This is a genomic window from Phaeodactylibacter luteus, assembly GCF_007993045.1.
Taxonomy (GTDB): Bacteria; Bacteroidota; Bacteroidia; order Chitinophagales; family Saprospiraceae; genus Phaeodactylibacter; species Phaeodactylibacter luteus.
The window spans coordinates 1-23,822 of the sequence record NZ_VOOR01000035.1 but is presented as its reverse complement, the minus strand read 5'-3'; the positions used below and the strand labels follow the sequence as shown (position 1 = coordinate 23,822).

At 53.7% G+C, this 23,822-nt stretch carries 13 protein-coding genes; 9 read left to right on the top strand and 4 right to left on the bottom strand.

The window, feature by feature from the left end:
• Nucleotides 1-205 precede the first annotated feature (205 nt).
• The 9 genes from FRY97_RS15395 to FRY97_RS15355 all read left to right on the top strand — a co-directional run bounded on the left by FRY97_RS15395 (nt 206) and on the right by FRY97_RS15355 (nt 9,284).
• Entirely contained in the window at nt 206-649 is a 444-nt protein-coding gene (locus FRY97_RS15395) for an Hsp20/alpha crystallin family protein (protein WP_147168449.1), read from the top strand.
• A 71-nt stretch (nt 650-720) separates the two neighbouring features.
• Nucleotides 721-1,149, top strand: coding sequence for an Hsp20/alpha crystallin family protein (locus FRY97_RS15390; protein ID WP_211356885.1), 429 nt, complete (start codon nt 721-723; stop codon nt 1,147-1,149).
• Between the two features lie 512 nt (nt 1,150-1,661).
• A complete protein-coding gene (locus FRY97_RS15385; protein WP_147168448.1) occupies nt 1,662-2,459 on the top strand; it encodes an SDR family oxidoreductase in 798 nt (265 codons plus the stop codon).
• A 101-nt stretch (nt 2,460-2,560) separates the two neighbouring features.
• Nucleotides 2,561-3,109 carry a tetratricopeptide repeat protein gene (locus tag FRY97_RS15380; protein WP_147168447.1) on the top strand — a complete coding sequence of 183 codons (549 nt, stop codon included), beginning with the start codon at nt 2,561-2,563 and terminating at the stop codon, nt 3,107-3,109.
• A 26-nt stretch (nt 3,110-3,135) separates the two neighbouring features.
• Entirely contained in the window at nt 3,136-4,314 is a 1,179-nt protein-coding gene (locus tag FRY97_RS15375) for a thioredoxin family protein (RefSeq protein WP_170254679.1), read from the top strand.
• On the top strand, nt 4,315-5,478 hold the full coding sequence (locus tag FRY97_RS15370; RefSeq protein WP_147168445.1) for a thioredoxin family protein: 1,164 nt from the start codon (nt 4,315-4,317) through the stop codon (nt 5,476-5,478).
• A 211-nt stretch (nt 5,479-5,689) separates the two neighbouring features.
• Complete coding sequence (thiL, locus tag FRY97_RS15365) at nt 5,690-6,748, top strand: thiamine-phosphate kinase (protein WP_147168444.1); 1,059 nt, start codon at nt 5,690-5,692, stop codon at nt 6,746-6,748.
• A gap of 18 nt (nt 6,749-6,766) precedes the next feature.
• Nucleotides 6,767-7,774, top strand: a complete 1,008-nt coding sequence (locus tag FRY97_RS15360; protein WP_147168443.1) for a M28 family peptidase — start codon at nt 6,767-6,769, stop codon at nt 7,772-7,774.
• A gap of 208 nt (nt 7,775-7,982) precedes the next feature.
• Nucleotides 7,983-9,284 (top strand): APC family permease, encoded by a 1,302-nt coding sequence (locus FRY97_RS15355; RefSeq protein ID WP_147168442.1) that lies wholly within the window; start codon nt 7,983-7,985, stop codon nt 9,282-9,284.
• 9 nt (nt 9,285-9,293) lie between these two features.
• On the opposite strand, the gene FRY97_RS15350 is transcribed toward FRY97_RS15355, so the two are convergent.
• From FRY97_RS15350 to FRY97_RS15335, 4 genes are all read right to left on the bottom strand, one after another.
• Nucleotides 9,294-10,982 carry a DUF6909 family protein gene (locus FRY97_RS15350; RefSeq protein ID WP_147168441.1) on the bottom strand — a complete coding sequence of 563 codons (1,689 nt, stop codon included), beginning with the start codon at nt 10,980-10,982 and terminating at the stop codon, nt 9,294-9,296.
• A 979-nt stretch (nt 10,983-11,961) separates the two neighbouring features.
• Nucleotides 11,962-15,918 (bottom strand): HYR domain-containing protein, encoded by a 3,957-nt coding sequence (locus tag FRY97_RS15345; protein ID WP_147168440.1) that lies wholly within the window; start codon nt 15,916-15,918, stop codon nt 11,962-11,964.
• Nucleotides 15,919-17,568: 1,650 nt separating this feature from the next.
• The gene (locus FRY97_RS15340) at nt 17,569-18,480 is read right to left on the bottom strand and encodes a PorP/SprF family type IX secretion system membrane protein (RefSeq protein WP_147168439.1); all 912 of its coding nucleotides are present in this window, start codon (nt 18,478-18,480) and stop codon (nt 17,569-17,571) included.
• A 76-nt stretch (nt 18,481-18,556) separates the two neighbouring features.
• Nucleotides 18,557-23,822 (bottom strand): cohesin domain-containing protein (locus tag FRY97_RS15335; RefSeq protein WP_147168438.1); only part of this gene is annotated, 5,266 nt, incomplete at its 5' end.

The window sequence follows — 23,822 nt, the reverse complement described above, 5'->3', positions numbered from 1 at the left end:
ACTGCTGTGTGCCCGTTTTTTTTTGGCTTACGCTCCAAAAATGTCATTTTGGCATCTAAAATCACAGGTTAATGCCATTTTGACACCCTCATTTCATTTGCCTCGGAAAGAACGTCAGCTCTGAGCAGTTGGTACGCCAATTGTACAAGGGTAGTTGTAACCGTTCAGAACGGGATTCTTCAAAAAAGACTAAAAAAACATAACCATGGCTTTTGTAACCGTAAAACCAGCCGCCCGCAGCCGATATACCGCCCGCGCCCCATTCAATGATCTGGGGCAGGTGTTCAACAGCCTGCGCGCTGCCGCCCCCACAGCCCCTGTATTCCGCCCTGCAGTAAATGTGATGGAGCACGAAAGGCAGTTCACCCTGCAGGTCGCTGCCCCCGGGCTTGAACGAAAAGACTTCGAGCTTTCAGTAGAAAAGGGAGTGCTGCAGATTGTAGCACAGCGCGATGCATCGACAGCAGAAGGCTGCACTTTACACAGGCAGGGCTTTGGGGCTTATCAGCTAAAGCGCTCCTTCCGCTTGGGGAAAGAAATAGATGAGGCCAACATCACCGCTGTCTACGAGCAGGGCATACTGACGGTCAGCCTGCCCAAAACCGCAGCTGCACAGCCGAAGCCCGCCCGGAAAATCGCTATTGGCTAAAACATGACTGTCTTATGACAGCCTGCCCTCATAACTTTATCTAATCATTTGTTAATCAAAATGTAAGCACTATGAAAAGTGTAGCAAATCATAGCCCAATGGGCCTGACCAAGTTCTTTGATGATTTTTTCAACCACAGCATTACCGATGTCTTTGGTAGCGACTACAGCTTGTCTCAGCCAGCCATCAATGTCTTGGAAGACAAAGCGCAGTTCACCATAGAGGTGGCAGCCCCCGGCTTCAACAAAGAAGACTTTGATATTCAAGCAGATAAAGGGCGGCTGACCATCAAGGGTGAACATTCTGCCAAAGAAGAGGTTAAAGAAGAGAAAATAATGCGGAGGGAGTTCAGCTTCTCCAGTTTCAGCCGCAGTTTTCAGCTGCCTGAAAATATCGAAGCTTCCCAAATTGCCGCCAAGTACGAGAACGGCGTGCTGCGCATTGCGCTGCCCAAAGTGGCCAAGGAGGAAGCTGCCGTTAAGAAAATAGAGATAGGCTAGTGCCCGAGGCATCAGACAAGAGCCATTCTTTTCATGAGTTTTAATAGGGTTTTAGGTGTTTAATTAGCAGCCGGCACGGGAATCTACCGTGCCGGCTTTTTTATTCGCTGCAATCCCCTGCCCTTGGGCGCAAACCAGATTGTCGTTTTTTTGGATGGGGGCCTGCCCCTGCCTGAGGGCAGGCGCCGCTATGCTGCGGGGCTCGCTGTCCGCTCGGCCCTATCGGGCTAATACCCCTCCGCAGCGCTAGTCCGGTGCCACCCTGATGCCGGTATGGCATAAACGCCTGCGACAATTTGGTTCAATCCCCTGCCCTTTTGTATACAAATTTGACGTGAAGCCAGAGGCTTTCAAACCGAACGTGCTGCCCAAAGGTTACTTTACAAGATTGGCAGGCCGGCACACCTAGCCCAACTTACAGGAAGGCTGATCAAGAGTTAGCCTGTTTTAAACCTAAGCAGACAAGCTGCCCCGGCTGATTGCCTCCGAAACGCCCCATTAGCGCTACGTATATGACCCAAACCATTCTTATTACCGGTGCATCCTCCGGCCTTGGGCGGGCACTCGCTCAGCATCTGCAAGCTGCTGGCTATCGGGTATTTGGCACAAGCCGCTCCCCCAAAAGCGAATGGGCAGGCGGGGTGCGGATGCTGCAGATGGACGTCTGCGATAGCCAAAGTGTGCAGCAAGCCGTACAGGCCCTTGTAGAAGAAGCCGGGCGGTTAGACGTACTCATCAACAATGCTGGCATAGGGATTGCCGGGCCCGTTGAGGAAGTAGATTTGGAGGAAGCCCGCCGGGTTTTCGATACTAATGTTTTTGGCGTTGTGCGGGTCTGCAAAGCGGTCTTGCCGCATATGCGCCGCCAAAGGGGCGGCCGGATTTTCACCATCAGCTCTATCGGCTCTCGGGTCGGGCTGCCTTACCGGAGCATCTACTGCAGCAGCAAGGCTGCGGTAGACCTGATCACAGAGTCGCTCAGGCCCGAAGCCCGGCCTTTTGGCATCCAAGTAGCCGGCATACACGCTGGAGATGTCCGGACCAATATCAACGCCCACCGGATCAAGACCTACCGCCCGGACGGCCCCTATGCTGGCCCTTTTGAGCGCACCTATGCGATGATAGACCGGGAGGTAGAAGAAGGGATGCCTGCCGCCGAGGTTGCCCGGGAGATCGCCCGGCTGATCGAACGCCCTTACCTGCACCCCTTCTACTCCGTTGGCAAACCGCTGCAAAGGCTCTCCTTGATATTGAAGCGGGTACTGCCCGGCAGCTGGTTCGAGCGCCTGCTGAGGTGGTATACCGGGTAGCAGGCAGTGGCTTGCCATAGCTTACATTTACTACAGCTGTTACCGGCTTCCCTTGAATTTTGCGTATCTTTCCCAACCATTTCAATCCAAAGATTCATGCTATGAAAAAGATTTGGCTCCTTTATCTCTTCGCCTTGGCCTTTACCAGCTGCCAGAGCGATACACCTGCGGAGGGCACCGACAGTATGGATCAGGATCAGCTCAGCGAATCCATCCTGGCCCTGTCCGCCACCCTGAAAAAGCAGATGGACAGCCCTACCCTCGACACCGCTACCGCTCAGGCCCTGGTAGCACAATCTATCGCCTACGGCGAGCGTTTCCCTAAGGACTCCCTGACGCCCCGATTTTTATTTGAAGCTGCGGCTGTCGCAAGGGGCATGGGCGATTTCCAACAGGCTGTAGAGACTTGGGGGCATATCTCGATGGACTACCCTGATTACGAAAAAGCGCCCGAATCCATTTTCTTCCAGGCTTTCACTTATGACAATGACCTGCGAGATACCAGCCGGGCAAGAAAGTATTACGAATTTTTCCTGGAGCAGCACCCCAAACACCCAATAGCAGGAGACGCAAGGATGCTGCTTGAAATCATCAAGACGGGCAAAACGCCCGAGGAGGTCATACGCGAGTTTCAGAACCGCCCGCAATGACCTGCCAACAAAAAACAGTACCGACTATGCACTGGCTTTTACGACTACTTACTTTTACGGCCGCCCTCATGGCTATTGGGCCGCTCAGCGGGCAGGGCATTGAGTTTTTCCATGGCACTTGGGAAGAAGCGCTGGAAAAAGCCGCCGCTGAAGAGAAAGTCATTTTTGTAGATGCTTTTGCCGAATGGTGCGGCCCTTGCAAACGCATGGCCCGGGAAGTCTTCCCCCGCGAGGACGTAGGCGGCTTTTTCAACCGCCACTTTGTCAATATGAAAATTGACATGGAGAAAGGCATGGGGCTCGACTTTGCCAAAAAGTACCCGGTATCAGCCTACCCCACCCTTTTCTTCATTGATGCGAAGGGGGAAATCGTACAGCAGGTGAAAGGCGCACAGCAGCCTCAAGGGCTGCTCGATATCGGGCAGCGCATATTGGAAAAAACCGACCGCAGCGAGGAGTACACCGCCCAATACGAAGCGGGCGAGCGCAGCCCCGAGTTTATGCTGAAGTACATCAAAGCCCTCAACCGGGCGGGCAAATCCAGCCTTCGCCCTGCCAACCTCTACTTCGATGAAAAACCCGATATGGGCAATGCCATCAATCAGCGTATCCTGCTAGCCTCGGTGACCGAAGCCGACTCCCGTTTGTTCGGTACGCTGATACGGTACCGCCCGGAGCTGGAAAAGCTTGTCGGGGCCGCTGAAGTAGCGCGGCAGATCCGCTCCGCCTGTGAAGCGACAGCGGCCAAAGCTGCGGAGTTCAAATCGGAAAGCTTGCTCGAAGAAGCACAGGAGAAAATGAAAGCGCACGCAGCTGCCGGGGCAGAAGCATTTGAATACGAAAGCAGTATGCAGTTCCTTGCTGCTGTAGGAGATACCAAGGCTTACGCCAAAACCTGCAAAAAATATGCCCGCAAAATTCTGGACGGGCAGGCAGAGCCGCTCAGTCAGCTGGCCACCGATATGATCAAGCGGTTCAATGCCGACAGCGATGTGCTGGACGAGGCCACGGCTATTGCGGGAGAAGCCGCAGCCTTAGCCCCCGGAAACTACCAATACCAATTGTTGCATTCTAAAACCTTACTGCTCAACGGCAAGAAGGAGGAAGCCCTGGCTGCCGCCCAAAAGGCGCTGGAACTGGCCCGGTCCGAAAGCCCGCTCGCAGTGCGCACCGTTGAGCTTTACATCAAACAAATACAATCTTAAATGAAGTATTTCCCAATCCCTGTTCTGGCGCTGTTTGCCGTCATTAATCTTTCCGCCCAAGCTGGCATTCAGTTCGAGCAGAAGCCTTGGGCCGAAATCTTGGAGCGGGCAGAACGCGAAGACAAACTGATCTTCCTTGATGCTTATGCAGAATGGTGCGGCCCGTGCAAAATGATGTCCCGCGATGTCTTTACCGACGCCGGCGTCGCCAAATCCTACAACGCACAGTTTGTCAATGCCAAAATTGACATGGAAAAAGGCGAAGGTGTAGGCCTCGCTGAGCAGTACCAAATCCGGGCCTACCCTACCCTGCTCTTCATCAACGGGAAAGGGGAGCTGATGCACCGGGCTGTAGGCTATCACGATGCGGAAGCCTTCCTCGCTCTGGGCAAAGATGCGATGGACCCCGAGCGTCAAATCGGCGCCCTACAGCGCAAGTATGAAGCTGGGGAGCGCAGCCCTGCTTTCCTAAAAAACTATGCACAGGCCGCATCTCAAGCCATGGACCCCGCAGCAGGCGAGATAGCAGCGGCTTATCTTAACACGCAAGATGACTGGAGCAGCACAGCTGATATGGAGCTGGTCATGGAAGCTGCACAATCTGGGCAAGAGCCTTTCTTCGGTTACCTGCTGGAGCACCGCACCACATTTGAAGAAGCACTCAACGCCCGCTACGTGAACGCTATCATCCAAAGGGGCATCATCAATGCACTGGACAACTCGAAAGGTCCGGATGCCATGCTCGAACAGGCCAATGGGATGTTCAAAAAGGCCTATGGCGAACAAGCGCCATCCCTGTTTGCCAACTTCAAGATGAACTTCTACAGGATGTCCGGGCAAATGGAGGCCTATGCAGAAGCTGCTGCCGCCTACCTCAGTGAGTATGGGTCGGAAAATGCGCAAGAGCTGAACAGTATAGCGTGGGCATTCTATGAAAATGTAGAGGACAAAGACATGCTGATGAAAGCCGTCACCTGGGCCAAGCAGTCGGTAGCACTGGAAGATGCGTTCTACAACAACGACACCCTCGCTGCCCTCTACTACAAGCTCGGTATCAAACACAGCGCAAAAATGGCTGCGAAGCATGCGATAGCCTTAGCTAAAGCCAACGGGGAGGACCCTTCCGAAACCGAAAAGCTGCTCGAAAAGATCAACCAATTATAAGAGATAAGGGGCCTGCCCCCTTGGAGCATGTGTTTGGAGATGGCTCCTATTACGGATCAACGCTTGATGAACCTGGCTTCCTTGCTCTATTTTCGTTTAGCCCGCTAAACTCAAGTTCAGCGGCTTCGCCAGGACACAGCAGGCGGGTATAGATTCTTGATTTTCATTACGCAACTGCTCCAAACAAGCTCGTATCAGAAGGCTTTTTTTTATGCCAAATACACAAGAAGGACAGCCCGGGCGGACAGATGTCAACACCTTGGGCGAATTTGGGCTCATCCACCACCTTACCAAGGCTTTCCCTATCCGGAACGCCTCCACCATAAAAGGAGTAGGAGATGATGCTGCGGTCATTGACAACCGGGGGCTGCAAACTGTAGTCTCCACTGATATGCTGGTGGAAGGGATCCACTTTGACTTGGGCTACACCCCACTGCGGCACCTCGGCTACAAGTCGGTCATCGTCAACCTCTCGGACATCTATGCTATGAATGCACAGCCCCGGCAGATTACGGTCTCCGTTGCCCTTTCTAACCGTTTTTCGGTAGAAGCGATGGAAGAGATTTATGCCGGTATACACAAAGCCTGTGAAATTTATGGGGTAGACCTGGTTGGCGGCGATACCACCTCCTCTCCACGAGGGCTGGTCATCAGCGTGACCGCCATCGGGCAAGCCAAAAAGGAACAGCTGGTTTACCGTAGCGGGGCACGCCCCGGCGACCTGCTTTGCATCACCGGCAACCTCGGTGCGGCTTATATGGGGCTGCAGATTTTGGAGCGCGAAAAGCAGATCTACCTTTCAGACCCCAATATTCAGCCCAACTTGGAAGGGCATGATTACCTCATTGAGCGGCAGCTCAAACCTGAGGCCCGCAGGGACATGATCGAGGCGTTTGCAAAAGCAGGCCTGCTCCCTACCGCTATGATCGACATATCTGACGGGCTGGCCTCCGAGCTGCACCACATTTGTCAGCAGTCGGGCGTAGGTGTGCTTTTGGAAGAAAGCGGTGTGCCCATTCATCAGGATGCACAGTTCCAGGCTATCGACTTCAACCTCGATCCGATCACGGTCGCGCTCAGTGGCGGGGAAGACTATGAGCTCCTATTTACCATAGACCCCAAAGATGTGGACAAGGTAAAGTACATGCCCGACCTTTATATCGCTGGAGAAGTTACCCCAGCCGATGATGGGCTCAAGCTCAACTCCAAAGGGGGCAAGCTCCACGAGATTACAGCCCAAGGGTGGGTGCATTTCAAACCTAACGCATAAACAGACTCCGCTTACATCATGATCATCAAGACTTTTCTCCCAGCAGGGCTCATAGCGCTGTTGGCACTTGGGCTGAGCAGTTGCGGCAGCGGCTCCGGCAATGAAAGCCTTCCTCCGCCACCACAGCCAGCGGCAGTACAGGTCCCCAAATTTGAGCGCGACTCTGCCTATACCTATGTGGCCAGGCAAGTGAGTTTTGGGCCAAGGGTGCCCAACTCAGAAGCCCATCAGCAATGCAAACAGTGGCTGCTGTCTACTTTCGAACGGTTTGGGGCAGATGTGATCGCCCAAGACTTTGAAGCCGAAGCCTATACGGGAGAAGTGCTGAAAGCCACCAACATCATTGCCCGCTACAACCCCGGGGCAAAAAGCCGCATTGTGCTCGCTGCACACTGGGACAGCAGGCCCTTTGCCGACTCCCCCATCAATGAAGAAAGGCGGGACGAAGCCATCTTGGGCGCCGACGATGGCGGCAGTGGCGTAGCGGTGCTCCTCGAAGTTGCCCGGCAGCTGCAAGCCAGCCCCATCAGCATTGGCGTAGATATTGTGCTCTTCGATGCAGAAGATTACGGGGAAAGTGGAGGGGAAAACCCGGACACTTATGCTCTGGGCTCTCAGTACTGGTCGCGCAACCTTCACTTCAACGACGGCCAGCAAGCCCGGTACGGCATCCTACTTGATATGGTCGGTGCCAAGGGCGCACGCTTCCCCAGAGAGTATTTTTCGATGCAGTTTGCACCGGGCCTGGTGGACAAGGTCTGGAAACTTGCGCAGAACATGGGCTATGGCAATTATTTTGTAGACGAGCAGGGCGGTGCCATTACCGATGACCACTACTACGTCAACACCATTGCCCGTATCCCGATGATCGACATCATCAACCGCGCGCCGGGCACGCAAACGGGGTTTGGCGAGCACTGGCACACTCATGAAGACGATATGGACATTATCGATGTCCGCACTTTGCGGGCAGTCGGGCAGGTGATGCTGGCCATTCTTTACCGGGAGCATAATGGTACTTTTTAAAGGAGCTGCGCCCGGCTGAAGAAAAAGGCGCTTGCGTGCTCTGATGCCAGCCAGGCTGCCCAAAAAAGTGTTAGGGTTTCGTTAGCAGGCTGCCGGGCAAGGGCCCAACTGCACGTAAATCGTTACCTTAAGCGCGTTGTCGTGGCCATGCGTGCACTGTGGCATGGCCACAGCACCCTGTACCGCACCTTTCCCTAACCTATTGCCAATGCCGCAAGAGCAGCTAAGAAAGATAAGCTGGTGGAGCGCTGCCGCTATCGTGGTAGCCAATATGATCGGCACAGGGGTGTTTACCAGTCTGGGCCTTCAGTTGTCGCACCTTTCCGATGGCTGGACCATACTGCTGCTCTGGCTTTTGGGCGGCATATTTGCCTTGCTCGGAGCCCTTAGCTATGCAGAGCTCGGCACCCGCCTCCCCCGCTCCGGGGGGGAATACCACTTTATCCAACGGATCTATGGCCCTTTCTGGGGGTACTTGGCAGGTTGGGTTTCTCTCACGGTTGGGTTTTCTGCATCGGTCGCGCTGGCCGCATTAGCTCTTGGCGCTTATCTGGAGCCGGTCACAGGTATCCCTCAGCAGCCTATGGCCATGGGGGCCATCATTGGGATTTCCCTACTCCACTCCGTGAGCATTAAGCAGAGCAGTGTTTTCCAAAATACGGCCACGCTGATCAAACTGGGCTTGCTGGCTCTGTTCATCGGGGCCTGTTTCAGTTCGCCTGGCGCCTCAGACTCAGCCCTGAAGGCGCCGCTCAGCAGCATATCGCCCTGGAGCCCCGCTTTTATGGTAGGCTTGGTTTATGTGGCCTATGCCTTCTCTGGCTGGAACGCGGCCGCATACATTGTAGAAGAGATACGGGCTCCCCAACGCAGCCTGCCCAAGGCTTTACTCGCCGGCACCATTGCCGTCAGCCTTCTTTATGTGCTGCTGCAGGCCGGTTTCTTGTACCAGGTAAGCCCGGAGGCCCTGCGGGGGCGCATTGATATTGGGCAGCTCGTAGGGGCCGAGGTTTTTGGGACTGCTGGCAGCAAAGCCATTGCCGTTTGCATTGCCCTTTTCCTGGTCTCCAGCATCAGTGCGAGTATATGGGTAGGGCCAAGGGTAGTACGGGCTATGGCCGACGATTTCAGGATCTGGGGCTTTCTCGCCCGAGACAATGCGCGCGGCATCCCGGTGCGGGCAGTTTGGCTGCAAGGGGCCATCAGCTTGTTCATGGTAACGGCCAGCCACTTCGACGAAGTATTCCTGTACAGTGGGTTTGTGCTGCAACTGTTCACGACCCTTGCAGTAGCCGGGGTCATACTGCTGCGCCTAAGGCATGGGCCTCCTTCTGGCTACCGCAGCCCGGGCTACCCTTGGGTACAACTGGCCTTCCTTGCCCTCAGCGTATGGATGCTGGGGGTGCTGCTTTACGATCAGCCGAGGGAGAGCCTGATGGGGCTCGCCAACCTCGGTGTCGGGGCGGTTTCTTACTTTTGGAGCCGCCGCTTCCGGGGCTCATCCGGCTAAGGCCAACACTTACCTGCCAACGATACGGTTGAGGAACTTCACCGTAATAAGATAGGTAGGGCGCACCCCATCGGCCCCAAGGCTACCGGAGGCCAGGGTCTGCCCAGAAATGAGGGGGTTGTCAGAAGCATAATAGGCATAACGCAGCACCACCCCTTCTTGTATGCTCTTCCGGATTTTGGAAGCAGCCTGAATGGCCTTCTGATAGTGGGCGCCTTCCATTTCGAGCCCGGCTGCGTGCCAGGAAGATTTCAAGAAGTAGTGCAAGATGTCCTTGTTCTGTAGGGAAGTCCCAAGCACAGAGATCATGGGGCCATCTACCACCCGGAGGCCGTGCCCTTCAAAATCTTCCACCGTAAGGTCATTCTCAAAAGGATAATTGTCCGCTGTGCCTTCAAAAACATGGGCATTGGGCACCATGATGTCGCCCTTGCCGCCTTGCAGGATGCCAGCTTTGCCCATGATGTTCACCGAAGCCACATTCAAAGGGTACTTCTCCCCTTCTGCTTCGTAGGGCTTGAGGAGTTCGTCCATGGTTTCATAAGCCTGCTCTCCAAAGGCATAGTCCATCACTATGATGACCGGCTTGTGCTCACTGACAACGGCTGTGTCCCAATGTAGCTCCCGGGGGAAATGCCGGGCAGGGATAGCTGCCGTATCGAAAATCTGTACGGAGATATTGGTCCCGCTTGTATCATCCAGCTGAGCCATGCCGTTTTGGATGGCGTAGCGCTTTACTTTATCCCTCAAGCCTTCGTTGGCCTCTATGCTCAGCTCCCGGGCGAGGTCCTCCAGTTCATTTTCCTGCTCTAAAGCGGCCCCGGCGTACAGGGTGTTCATAACGCTGTGGAGGTTGGCGCTGATAATGTGCAGGGGGCGGCCCAGCAGCCCATTATCTTTAAGGTATTGCTTGATATTGCGGGCCCAGAGCTCGCCGTAATAATGGTGCCCGATTTTTTCGCGCAAAGCAGAAGAGAAGCTGATCTCCCGGTCATTCCCTTCATGCGCCTCTTCAGAAGCCAGCCTCCCCAACCAATAAGTGATGTGGAAGATGCTATTGACATCGGTAGCCCGTTCGAAGCGCCTGCAAGCTTGTACTGTCTCTTCGTAGGTGCGCCCAAGCAATGTGCTCAGATAAGTATAGGCGATCTCTTGGTTGTACTCCTCGCCCCGGGCTTCCCGGTTGACGATGTCTTCGAGCATAACCCATTCCCGCCGCTTGCGGGCCTTATGGTCTTCACTGTTCCGGCGGATCTTCTCTGCCTCGATGTACAGGAAAGTCAGGTGGGTGAGAATGTCATAGATATCGCTCCTCCCCCTTGTCATTTCGATATACATCTGCTCCTGATCGATCCGGTAAGAGTTGCGGCGGCGCTTGCTTGGGATGATGGGCTCAAAATCGCTGTCCTCAAAGCCTTCCCGGGAGATGAGCTTGATGTAGCGGCACTCTTCTATGCCCCTAGGCAGGCGCTGGAAAATGTACAGCAGCCCATCGAGCTCCACCCGTTCGGGGTCATTGATAGAGCCGTAGATCTCTGGCCTGAGCTGTGTCAGGGCTTCAATCATGGCTTCGCCGGAAACCCCCAGCGGCTTATAGCTTCCTCGGATAAAAAGGTGGCGCATAGCAATATATAGCCGCTGTATGGCGGCCCGGGACTCCTGTGCCCGGGAGCGCTGCGTGGGTCGTAATGCTGACATGGACAATTGTTTTGATCACAAAATCGCTTTTCCAGGGCGAGCCCTGAAACGTTGCGCAAAGAAACGGGCAATGTAGCATTTGTGGTATAAACCAGGGCATTAATTTTACTGCCGCACTAGGGGAAATGGCATACAACGCCTCAGAGGAGCTGCTGGGCCGCTGCAAAAAACAGGAACTGCCACGGGGCGCAAACCAGATTGTCGTTTTTTTTGATGGGGCCTGCCCCTGCCAGCAGGCAGGTGCCGCTATGCTACGGGGCTCGCTGTCCGCTCGGCCCTATCGGGCTTGCCACCCCTTCGCAGCGCTAGGCCGATGCCAGGCTATAAAGCCCGAAAAGTACAAACGCCCGCGACATTTTGGTTCACGCCCCTGCCATGCCCTTCTTCATCTCTACCCAAGATGAGCCAACCGGCCTCATCACACGGGCGCAAACCAGCTTTCGTTTTTTTGAGCCTGCCCACGGGCAAGGGGAAGCCCCATAGCCTTGTATATACTTTAAACAACCAACAAGCCTACTGCTTATCATAATGTTGTGGAAGAGGGCTGAAGGGTTAGGGCCGAGGGGCAGAAGCGGAGCGGGCAAAGCTAAAATGCAAAAGGCAGCAAACTTTCGCCTGCTGCCTCCGCGTTTTTGTCGGCTAGTAACCTAGCCTCTCAAAGCTCTCGGAGAAAATAAATGCCGGAGGGGGGTCCAAAGCATTCAGCGTTCCTCCAAAATAATGGGGGGATGATTTTGACGCAAGATAGACATTTACATTTAGCCCTGCAAAAAATGCCCCCGCTGTTTATCAACGGAGGCATAGAAACTATGGGAAGTTGTCAAACCGGGGCCGATTGCCTTTCCGGTTTGTGAAGCCCGCTTTGCAATAGGGCTTGGGAATGCCTGCTATCTTCCGGCTGCACAAATGGAAAGGGCCCCTTGGGGATTTTTTTGGGAAAAAGCCCGGGCGTTGGGAAAGCGCCCGGGCAAGATGGAGCTTATTCCATCAGGATCATTTTTTTAGTTGCTGCGTAGTTGGCTGTGCGCAGCTGATAGTAAAGCAAGCCTGAAGCAGACAGGTCTGTACCTTTGATGACGATTTCGTGCGTGCCGGCAGCGTAGTACCCTTCCTGGTTGTAGAGCACCTGCCCCGCCATATCGTAAACCGTGATTTTGGCTTCTCCTGCGATAGGGAGCTTGAACCCTATGACGGTGTGCGCGCTGAATGGGTTGGGCCGGTTTTGATAGAGCTCGTAACCTTCTACCCGTACCGATCCTGTTGCCGTGATGGCCTGCCCGAAGTTGAGCGTTATATCGAGGACATCGCCCTCCATATTGTAGGCTTCTTCACGGGTAGGGACGCTGGTTACGCTCAGCAGCTCTTCGAGCGACTCGATATCTTCCCGGGCGCGGAAAGTCACAGCAAAGAGTTCTGTCATTTCCGCTTGGGGCACAATGTCCATGACATTCCAGCTGGTGGTGATCCAGCCATCCTGTGTCCGGAGCAGATTGTAATTGCCCTCTGACATATTGGGCACTGCGCCAGGTGTAAGCTCAACATACTCGAGCAATTCCGTATTGTAGCGGAGCGTAAACTGATAACCAAGGATTTCATTGAGCCCAGCGGTGGTGAAGGGGAGGGTGAATTCCTGTCCGGCCTGCACGCTCACGTCTGGCACATTGAGCACCATAGAGCCCTGAGGGTCGCGCTCTTCAACCATGCCGTAGTCGTTGGCGCTAGCTGAGACGTCGACATCTCCTACCTTGATGGCTACAAAGTTGGCGTCCATATGATCTTGCTCAAAGCCATTGATATTGACCATTTCCGGGAATGGTGTCGCAAACGGGTTATTGGGGTTGAGGAAGAGGTGGTTGGCATCCACAAACCGCCAAGAGGTATTGCCGTTTGGCAGGTTGACCTCAATGCCCAGGATGAGCTTTCGTAGCGCGATCAGGTCTAAGGTAGAAATAGCGCCGGAGCGGTTGACATCAGCTGCGATCATCTTGTAGGGGGTATTGAGTGGCGCTACGCCAAGGATGTGCCGGCTGATCAGCAGCAGGTCGAGGGTGGAAACGCCGTTCAGCACATCCTCGTCCCGGTAAGGGCGCAAGGTATAGTTGTTGCCGAAAGGCACCCCTAAAAGCTCGAAGAAGCCATTGTCTCCGGTAAATGCGGCCAGTGGGTCATCTGAGACCACCTCTACCATTACCCCTTCAACGTACTCCCCCATCTCAGTGGAGATCTCGCCTGCAATCATTCCGCTAGCCGCCGCAGGGCAGATGTTGTTATTGTCCTGCACAGCGATTACGGTCACACAGAAACTGCTGTTGCCTGCGTTGTCCTCTGCCCAGAACTCGATGGGCTGCCCACCTGCATCCTCGCAGGTGAAAGTGAGCTGTGTTGTCGTTGGGCGCACCCCAGGCAAGCCGGTGCCTGCACGGCGGATGGAATACTTCAGCAAGTTGGCATCGGTGCAGTTGTCAGAAGACCCGCCGTTGAACGCAGGCGCGTTGATCATCGCCATGGGCTCGCCGTTCATCATCGCCAAATTTACGGAGAGGCCTACAATACAGACCGGCTGTGGCGGCGTCATGTCTTCTACAGTGACAGATACCTGGCAGCTTGCTGTATTGCCGCAACGGTCTGAAGCTACAAAAGTGACTAGTGTAGTGCCGGAGGGGTACTCCCCGCTCGCGTTCGCCCCTGCCACATCCGCAAAGGGAGAATTGTTGGTGATCAGTACATTTGAACTACAATCTTCCGCCATTACTGGCAGGAGGTTAACCTGTGAAGCATTACAATCTGGCCCTAGGCCGACCACCACATCCTCTGGGCAGGAGAGTATGGGCTTGGTGTTGTCTTCTACCTTTATAACTTGGACATCCGAGAACCGCCCTTCTGTGTTAGGGTCTTCAGGATCGTACTGGCACCAGTCGAGGATCACCCATTCGCGTAAGATTTTGTAACAGGCTGGGAAGGAGATATCAAAGAACTCATCGCTGTAGTTGATGCCGATGCTGGCACAGCCGACATCAGAGAGGACGGGGCGGTCAAAGCCATCGGGGAGGTCGTCCGGGTCGGTAGCCGCACCACAGATTTCAATGGTGATATCGTCTGGGAAATCGATATTCGACAGGCTGAAGGGCGATTCATTCACGATGGTGATGGTCTGAATACAGCCCCCAATATTGCCGGAGGGGTCGATGGCGGTGTAAGTCCTGGTGATGGTGCCCGTGCCACAATCGTCTACTTGTATTTCTTCTTCCAGGGACAGTTCTGCGGAGCAGTTGTCCATAGCCATAGCTTCCCCGAAGATGCTGAGGTCTGAATAATCCTCCCGGCAGTCAATGGTCATATTTTGCGGGCAAGCCACATCGGGTGCAACTTTGTCCTGTACTTCCACATTGACCATACATTCTGTGTAGCGGCCGAACAAGTCGCCATTTGGCAACTCCCGGACCGGCTGTACCGGGCCATTGCCAGGGTCTACTTCATAAACCCTCATGATGACCTGCAAATCTTGGGCGTCCAATTCATCGCAGCAGAAGCGCACTTCATCATCAAACCACTCCTGATATCCTGCGATGGCGTCGGAATCATCGCCATTGAGGCCGCCGCAAGCTCCTGTCACCATGCGCCGTGCTTTGAAGAACAGCTCTGGGGCGCAGTTGTCGTTGCTGCCACCATCGAACGAAATGGCATCCACAATACCTACTCCACCGGAAGACACACTGACAATCAGCGTTTCTTCACAGACAGCCGTGGGCGGTTCTTGGTCCACTACATTCAAGGTGGTGGTACAAGTGCGGGAATTATTGCACTGATCGCGAGCTGTGTACTGTAGGGTGTGAGTGCCAACTGGCACAAATGGGTGAGGCCCGGTCCCCACTGCTCCGTAAGTGGTACTGACCACGAAGGATGCCTCTGCATCGCAGTTGTCTACCACACTTGGAGAAGGCAGGTTGACCGTAGCATAACAAGCACCGGTATTGGTGTTTACGGTGATGGGGCCCGGGCAGATGATCTGGGGCGCAATGGTATCTACAACATTGATGAGCTGTATATCCGTAGCCATTGTCTGGGTACAGGCTTCTGTCACGGTCCAGGTGCGCTGGATTTGAAACTCAATATTCCCGCACAGCAAAAGGGTATCATCTCTGAAAGTGACCGATAAATCGCAGCGGTTGGTCTGCTCGATAATCATGCCCTCCAAACGAGGCTGATTGGTCACTGCGGGGCTGAGGTCAGTAACACCGCAATTGAGCACGGTATCCTGAGGGAACTCCACATCGTTGAGGTCTGGGCGGTCTAAGAAAATAAGCTGGGAACAGCTGGACTGGTTGCCCTGCTCGTCTTCTGCGGTAATAAGCCGCTCAATAAACGCCGCAAAAGAGTTGACGCAAGTGAAGTCGTTGTAATTATCAAAGTAGGCTATAGATAGGTCAGAAGAGCAGTTGTCTGATACGGCCGGCAGCCCAAGCACGGCCACACTGGTATCTGCGATACAGCTGATGGTATCATTGACACATTCGATGACCGGAGGGGTAACATCTACAGCACGGATGAAGCTGTTGCAAAAAATCCCTTCGACCACGTCTGTTGTCATCACCGACAGGGTCTGCCCTGTATAGGGGATAGGGTCAAAAACAACCATATTCACCCCTTCGACAATGAGGTTGTTGAACTCATCCCTTACCGTGAGCACTTTGTCGCCGGGGCAGGTAATGGGCACTTCGAGGACGTCTTCTGGCGTGAGGGATACCTGGCAGTTTTCATCTACTGGGATCAAAAGCGGGACATCAGGGTTGCCGCCGTTGCAGGCCAAGTCGCACTGTGCCTGCAGGGGCATGCCCATTAGCAGTGTAAGCATCACTGCGAGGGCGGCTTTCAAAAGCCGTTGCCAGGGGGCTGTAAATGCCCTTTGCCCGGCGTTGTTGGAAGTTTGAAATTTCATTTTCGATGTAGTTTATGAACAATAAAAAAGTTTCCGTAGCTCATTCAGAGCATAGCTGCGCCAGGGCTGCCATGAGCTGTTCATGGCATGCCTGCTTTATATGTGGCTATGTCTCTTTACCCGGCTTATAGCTGTGCGCGCTCAAGAGAGCGGCCTATATACAGCACGGGGTACAGCAAAACCTATGCACTCTGCATGAGCCAAGTGTGCAGACTGCCCTCTAGCGAAGAGGCCGGCAGGCACGCTTTCTCAAGTAAGTACATAGTTGCACTATGCAAGCTGCTCTGCTGCGCATACCCCACTTTGAGCGGAGCACCGGCATACAGCATCATAGCTGCAGCGGGGTAGCGCGCGCAGTGCGCACTTTTCCAATCTGTTTGTTTGTTGTCATTCCTGGCGTACCATTTTGCCTAAAGGGCATAAGGGTACAGTCCCTGCCGAGGTTTCCACACGCCCTGGCAGGCCGTTGGACCGGCACACAGCCTAAACTGCCTTGGCGCTAGATTCCGCCCTCTTGCCGTTCAGCTTGTCCGGTTTTATCCTAAATCATCTGATGCATACGATATCCGTACAGCGCAGCGCACTTTCCTGACACCGTAAACAATGTAAACCTATTTCACAAAGCACATTTGTGGGGGCAGGCATCATCTGTCCCGGGCACAGTTACCCCTCGAAAAGGGCTACCCCTCTTCTATGGAACAAATCTACGTGCTGCCCAATACTGTACCTATTGCAAATGCAATGCCAAAAATGGATACGCGGCAGCAATGCACCCTAAACAGTGCCGTGTGATCGAGCAAATCAAATTTCGCCCTTCCATAAGGATGCCCTTTGTGGCAAGCCTGGCTTAAAACCGCTGGCGCAGCCCATTTTAGGCTGCCCGCCGGTACTTTCCCATGCTCTGCCAGCCAAAAAATTGACCTTAGCCCATTTTGAGGGTTTCCCTCATCATGCCTCCGGCTGGGGTTGATAATGGCTGTATGTACAGCAAAAGCCAGCTCCTGGCAAGCCCCCGCTGTTGCGGCCAGCGTAGGCTGGGCCATCTTTTCGCGCAGCCGGCTTCGGAAAATCGCTGCCCGCTCATCGGTCAGCGCCCTTACCGGCACACCATATGTACTGCGAAAAGCGTGCCAAAAATGAAGGTCGGCAAAAGGGCCGCAAACAAAAAGCCCCCCTTCCGAGTCCGGAAGAGAGGCCATCCCAAAAACCGATTTAAGTAAAATCTTAGAAACCAGTTGCTGGTTAAAACATACAATCCAATCGCCTTTGTATTCTGCTCCCGCAGGAGCTACACAGGCATTTTACGGTAATAAATGTAGAAAGTTGCAATTTGTGCCCCTACCATTTAGCGGAGCCCAAAACCTACCCCCTCCCCCTCCGGCTTTTGCGTTCAAAAACCGGACGGGGGAGGTGCAGCAGGTTGCTTAGACCTACTGCATGCAGGCGCAAATAACTACATCAAAATGATTTAAGGCAGCTGCATTCAGCTGCATGCAGGGCACTTTCCTTCAATGGGCAGAGCCTGCTGTTTTTCTAAGTGTTTCACTAATAAAGATGCAGCCCGCGTTCAGGGCTCCTCAGTGTATATAGCAATTACCTTGCCAAAAACAGTTGGCCTGTTCTAACCAATATCCAAACTACCTACAGGGGCTATCGGCGGCGGGCGGAGGTGCTCTTCTTCCGGTCAAAACTGACCATGAGGGTCACCTCATGCGAACCGTTGTTGTAGCTCTGGAACTCTTGGAAAAAAATGTCGTAGCTGTAATACAGTTCAAACTTAGACAGCTTAGTACCGAGCAGCAGCCCTAATGCTCCGGTAGAGCGGTAAGAAAGGCCAGAAGTAAACTGCTCTTCCAAAAAACGAGCCATGAGGTTGACATCAATCTGCGAAGGCACATCTCGGATATTGCGGACCATAACGGAGGGCTCGAGCGAAAAGTTGAGGTCTTCCACTATGAGTTTATGGCTGGCAAAAAAGGTATAGTACTTCAGGATCGACTCATCCTGTTCTTCCTCTGAAAGTCTGGACCGAACGAGGTTGGAAAAGGACAGCCCCACGCGGGTATGCTCCCCAAATGAACTGTATACGCCAAGAGCTGCATCAAAAACGCCTTTCCCGTTCATAAAGTCTTCTACAACTTGGTCGTTGAGATCGACAAAGCTGTTGTTGAGCACCCCGTTGTCCAGCGTAATTTGCTGGTACTCTGTCTGAAAGCCTGCCGCAAGCTTCACCTTGTCGCTCACCTGGAAGCGGAACGCATAATTGAGGTGTGCACGCAGCCGGTTCAGCTGTGCTGCTGATTCCGAAAGCACGCCGAGCCCAATGGCAAAGTTGTCGCCAAGGGGGCCATTGAACTGCGCCGCGTAAGTGGTCGGGGCATCCGTAAAGCCAGACCACTGCGCACGTGCATTTAGCTGAAGCTGATAGTCTTCATCGAAACCCGCCGCACTAGGGTTGATCAGTACCGGGGTAATGTTGTAGTGGGAGAAAATCGCTCCGTCTTGAGCAAAAGCCAGCTGCCCTATAGCCAAAGCAAGCGTGAGTAGAAGTAATTTTTTCATAGGATTAAATCGGTTGTGGGTATGAAGATGGGTAAGAGCGGCCTGTACCTTTTGGGACAGTACAGGCCGCCCGGTTTTACTGTTCGCGCAGGATAGTCAATGAGCCTTTCTGCTGCTGGGCGTTTCCATCTGGGTCGGTATAAGTGAAGACGTAATAGTACGGCCCTTCCGGCAACTGACTGCCGTTCATGTGCCGGCCGTTCCAATCGTTGCTGTAGTTGTCCGCCTCAAACACGGGTTCGCCCCAGCGGTTGTAAATTTCCAGGCGGTTGTCCGGGTAATCTGACACACAGAAGATGACAAACTCCTCGTTGGCGCCGTTCCCATCAGGTGTTAAGATAACCGCTTCTTCCAAGCATGGGAAGCGCCGGTTTTCTACTACGACTGTAGTCAGCTCGGAAAGGCACCCGTTAAGGTCTGAGACTTGCAGGAGGTACTCTCCAGTACACAGATTAGGCACTTGAGGGGCATCAGTATTGAGGGTAGCCCAATTGTACTTGTATGGTTCTGTACCGCCTTCTGCCGTAGCGAATACCGCGCCATTGCAAGCCTCGGTATCCGGCTCCACTTCAAAACTGATGGTAATCGGATCGGGGTTTTCGACCGTGAAACGCCCTACCTGTTGGCAATTGTTGGCATCAAACACAGTCACGTTGTAATCGCCAGCTTCAAGGAAAGCAATGCGGTTGCCCTCACGCTCGTTGCTCCAGAAAAAGTCAAACGGTTCTACGCCACCTTGTGTAGTCGCTGTAATGATGGCGTCTTTGCCATCGTGGCAGGTAATATCCTGAATAATGCCCGCTACCTGTAGTGTATCTGGCGCGGAGAGCTCGATCTGCTGCGTCATGGTGCAGCCAAATTCATCAGATACCATGACCTGGTAAGTGCCTGGCTGAAGATTGTTCAGGTTCGTACCTGTGCCAACCAGCATTTCGTCTTCCAGGCGAGTCCATTCGTACAGGTAGCCTGTACTCCCGGAAGCTGCCGCGCTGACCGCGCCATCTGCCGCATCATAACAGCTCACCTCAAAACCGTTGTACTCAGATTCAGCCTGCAGCGCAACTTGTAGCGCAGATTCTGTCTCTACGACCACCATACGCGTCAGGGTATTGCCCGAGGGCTCTGTGATGATGAGCATATAAGTACCCGGCATCAAGCCTTGGGGGTCTTCTTCATCAGAAACCTGCTGCCCTTGTCCGTTATTCCAGATGTAAGTGTAGCCGGGGTCGCCTCCTACTACATCTATTTCGATAGCCCCGTTCGCGTCTTCCGGGCAGCTTGTGCCAGTGACTGAAGTGACCGTTACATCAAAGTTGTTGATGGCGACAGCAGGCACTTCTACCTCACAGCCGTTCGCATCTGTTACGGTTGGCGTGTAGGTCAGCCCACTGCACAAGCCAGTGATCGCTGGCCCGTCGGGAGCACCGTTGTTCCAAGTGACATTGTAGCCCGGCGTGCCCCCTGTTATGTTGAGGGTGATCTGGCCATTGCAGTTGCCCTCCGTAGCATGCCGGTAGTCTGGGTCGGCTACGACAAGAGGCGCGGGGCTTTCGATAATGACCGTTTCGTTGACAGCATTGCCCTGTGCATCTGTGATGACGATGCTCGTCGAGCCAGCGGGGAGCCCGGCCTGGCTAAAGGCATTGTTGGTTGAAGTACCGGTAATGACGTCCCCTTCTGCAGTAGTGATTTCAATCATAAAGATGGGCACCCCACCGCTTATCTGAATGTTCAAAATGCCATCTTCTGTATAGGAGCAGGAAGTGTTGGTCACATTGACAACCGGCTGCCCAAGCGGAGCTACAAAGAATACATCAAAGCAGGTATCTCGGCTACAACCATTCCCAAAATTGCTATCCGTGATGGTAACACAATAGGTGCCCTGTACTAAGCCCGAAATATTAGGCGTAGTGGCTGTAAACCCGTTAGGGCCCGTCCAGCTGTAGGTGAAAGGCAGTACGCCCCCACCGGCATTCAGGGTGATGGCGCCATTGGCATCGCCCGGCGCACCGGTAACCGGAACGAGTACTGGGTCTAAGGTAATCTCCGGTGATTCTTCCACCACAAAGGTCATCGTCACCATATCCCCTGCACTGTCCATTACCGTTACAGAGTAAGTTCCGGCAGCCAGGTTGATGAGGTTGGCCCCTGTAGAAGCCGAATTGGACCAGCTGTACTCGTAAGGTGGCATCCCGCCATCAGGCACCACTGAAATAAACCCATTTTCTTCGCCAAAACAGGCATCTGTGATATCGCCATTTACGCGCAATACACTTTCCACGATTGCGCAAGAGCTGACCTCACAGCCATTCGCATCCGTGACGGTAACGCAGTATTCGCCTTGAAGGGTCAGCCCAGTCAAATCTGCACTGCTGGAAGTGAACCCGTTAGGGCCTGTCCAGCTGTAGTTATAAGGCATGGTGCCCCCCGTCAAGTCCAATTCTACGCCACCCTGTGTAGAGGCGGTAATGTCCTGAGGGGTTATGCCAGCGAACGCAAGCGCATCAGCAGGCTCATTGACCTCGTAAGTGGCCGTTATTGTGCAGTCATTAACATCTGTCGCTGACACTTGGTAGGTCCCTGCCGCCAGCCCATCGATGGCTGCCGTCGATGCCGTAAAGTTGTCAGGGCCCGTCCAGCTGTAGGAAAAGCCTCCCGCGCCACCAATTACGCTAAGCTCAATGGAGCCATTGGCTTCATCTGCACAGGCGATTGGGGATACTTCTGCATCTATTTCGATTGAGATAGCGCCATCTACAGTGAATGTGCCCGTGCTGGTACAAGAAGCACCATCGATTACCGTGACAGTGTAGCTGCCAGGGGCCAGGTTATTCAGTGTTCCAGAAACAGAAGGCTGCCCAGGAGCGGTGCTCCAGAAATAGGTGGCTTCGCCAATAGCCCCAGTAAGAGCCAGGCTGATTGAACCATCCTCCTCCCCTGCGCAAGAAACTGGCGTTACGGTCTCCATGATAGTGGCTCCAGCACCTGTACCATTGGGGATATTGAAGCAGCGGTCTGCTGCACAGCCGTTGGCATCGGTCACCGTCACACAATAAGTACCGCCCGGCAGGTTGGAAGGGTTCATAGTGCCCGCCTGTATGCCATTATCCCAGCTGATATTATAGCCTGAAGTACCTCCTTCGACAGAAAGCAGGATGGAGCCGTTCGTCCCTCCGTTGCAAGTAGGAGCAGTAACCCCGCCGGAAACATTCACCGCGCTGACAGGTGCGTCCACTGTATAGGAAGCGGTCGTGGTCAGCCCTCCTAACCCTTGGTCGGCTACCGTTACGGTATAGCTGCCACCGGGCAGGTTTGTAATCTCGCTGCCTGACATGCCATTGCTCCAGCTATAAGTGTAGGGCCCGCCTGTGCCACCGTTTACCGTCAGTGCGATAGCACCGGTAGACTGCCCGAAGCAGTCTACATCCGTAATATCAGCAAAAGCGATAGCAGGAGGCTGTACCGCAGAAATGTTTACGGTACCTGAAAGGCTAAAGAATGGGATGACCTCTCCATTGCTGTCCGATACTTCAATTGGGGTAACACCACTGCTGAAGTTCAGGTCAGAAGCTTGCCCGTCGTTGCCGATCGCGACAAAACACATCTCAAACAAAACTGCGCCATTGGGCAAGTTGGTAGGCTGAATGCTCTGATTGAACCAGTTGACGGAAATATTGCCCGCCCCAATCTGGGCTGGCAACCCGAAATTCGCATTAACCGAAAACTGAGACAGGTTGGGGTTCAGGTTGGTTACGCTTTGAAACTGTAGCTGTGCAGGATCATAACTAATAGTAAAAGCAATGCCCACTACATCGTTGAAGTTCAGCACAGTGACGGGCAGGCAAAACTGATCGCCAGGTTGGACGGTCTCATCTGCGATGGTCAGCCGGAAGCCGTCAAATGCTGAATTGACACAGATGGTCCCTGAATTGCCCTGAAAGGCTAATGTGCCTAGGTCGCTGCTCGTAAAGCTAACCGGCTCCGAAGAGCCCGTGATGTCAAGGTCAGTACAGGAGTCTTCCCCTCCAACAGCTGTAAAGCACATTTCAAACAGCGTGGCTCCATTCGCTAGGGTCACAGGGCTGCCATTGCTCCAAGATACCGCAATACGCCCAGGTGTGGCCATATCGATATCAGCCATATCAAAGCCCGCAACCATGGCATTCAGTGCAGTGACTTGGTCCAGCTGTAAGATATTGGCATCATACTCAACTGTAAAGCCAAAGTCCGTAACATTCGTAAAGTTGCTGACGGTAAGGGGAACACACACGCTTTGATCTAGATCCACAGCCGCATCGCTGATCGTAGCGGTGACCTGCCCTGGCACGTTATCCTCAATACTGAAGGTCGCATCTTCAAAGAAAGCAGGGATGACGTTCTCGTTGACGTCTGAAAACTCGATAGCTGCTACATCGCCTGTAAAGGCTAGGTCTGAGGAGGTCCCATCTGTTCCTACCGCATCGAAGCAGACCTCAAAAAGGACCGCGTCATTGGGAAGGCTGACAGGGATCAGGCTCTGTTCGAACCAGTTGACCGTAATGAAACCAGGGCTAGGGTTGCCCACGTTTGCGGCCACTGAAAAGCCTGTTAGCCCGGGGTTGATATTGGTGACTTGATCATATGCCACATGCCCTGCGTCATAATTCATCGTGAAGGACATGCCCACGATACCTGTAAAATTGCTAACCGTTACCGGCACACAAAAGCTTTCGGCCGTGCCAACTGTGACGGATTCAGCGCTCACCGTCAGTCCGGAAGGGTCTCCAGTTATGTTGATGGTGCCAGATTCGCCATTGAATGGGATCACATCCTCATTCGCATCCGAAAACTCTATCGCAGCCACATCGCTCGTGAAGTCGAGGTCTGTGCTCACGCCACTACCTAGCGCTGTAAAACAAATATCGAAAACCACTTCTCCATCAGGGAGAGAGGTCGGTATGAGGCTCTGCTCAAACCAGTTGACCGTGATGAAGCCAGGGCTGGGATTACCAATATTCGCTCCAGCATTGAACGCAGGAAGGTTGGAGGTCAGGTTTGTAACCTGATTGAACTGCAACAGGGCAGGGTCATAAGTAATGGTGAAAGACATACCTACAACATCATCAAAATTGAAGGCTGACACAGAAGTACAAAACTGGCTTCCAGGTGCTATAGTCTGGTCTGCAATTGTAAGCGTCAGCCCATCCACAGGTGGATTGCCAGAAATATTGATGGTGCCGCTGTTCGTCACTGCAGGGATGACATTCTCATCCACATCCGAAAACTCTATCGCCGCAATATCCGAGGTGATGTCTATATCCGTGGTCCCTCCGCTGATTGCAGTAAAGCAGATGTCAAAAAGA

Coding starts and splice junctions, on each gene's coding strand:
- FRY97_RS15360 (WP_147168443.1), top strand. CDS start 6,767: ATGATCATCAAGACTTTTCTCCCAGCAGGGCTCATAGCGCTGTTGGCA.
- FRY97_RS15345 (WP_147168440.1), bottom strand. CDS start 15,918: ATGAAATTTCAAACTTCCAACAACGCCGGGCAAAGGGCATTTACAGCC.
- FRY97_RS15355 (WP_147168442.1), top strand. CDS start 7,983: ATGCCGCAAGAGCAGCTAAGAAAGATAAGCTGGTGGAGCGCTGCCGCT.
- FRY97_RS15350 (WP_147168441.1), bottom strand. CDS start 10,982: ATGTCAGCATTACGACCCACGCAGCGCTCCCGGGCACAGGAGTCCCGG.
- thiL (WP_147168444.1), top strand. CDS start 5,690: ATGCCAAATACACAAGAAGGACAGCCCGGGCGGACAGATGTCAACACC.
- FRY97_RS15385 (WP_147168448.1), top strand. CDS start 1,662: ATGACCCAAACCATTCTTATTACCGGTGCATCCTCCGGCCTTGGGCGG.
- FRY97_RS15380 (WP_147168447.1), top strand. CDS start 2,561: ATGAAAAAGATTTGGCTCCTTTATCTCTTCGCCTTGGCCTTTACCAGC.
- FRY97_RS15390 (WP_211356885.1), top strand. CDS start 721: ATGAAAAGTGTAGCAAATCATAGCCCAATGGGCCTGACCAAGTTCTTT.
- FRY97_RS15395 (WP_147168449.1), top strand. CDS start 206: ATGGCTTTTGTAACCGTAAAACCAGCCGCCCGCAGCCGATATACCGCC.
- FRY97_RS15370 (WP_147168445.1), top strand. CDS start 4,315: ATGAAGTATTTCCCAATCCCTGTTCTGGCGCTGTTTGCCGTCATTAAT.
- FRY97_RS15340 (WP_147168439.1), bottom strand. CDS start 18,480: ATGAAAAAATTACTTCTACTCACGCTTGCTTTGGCTATAGGGCAGCTG.
- FRY97_RS15375 (WP_170254679.1), top strand. CDS start 3,136: ATGCACTGGCTTTTACGACTACTTACTTTTACGGCCGCCCTCATGGCT.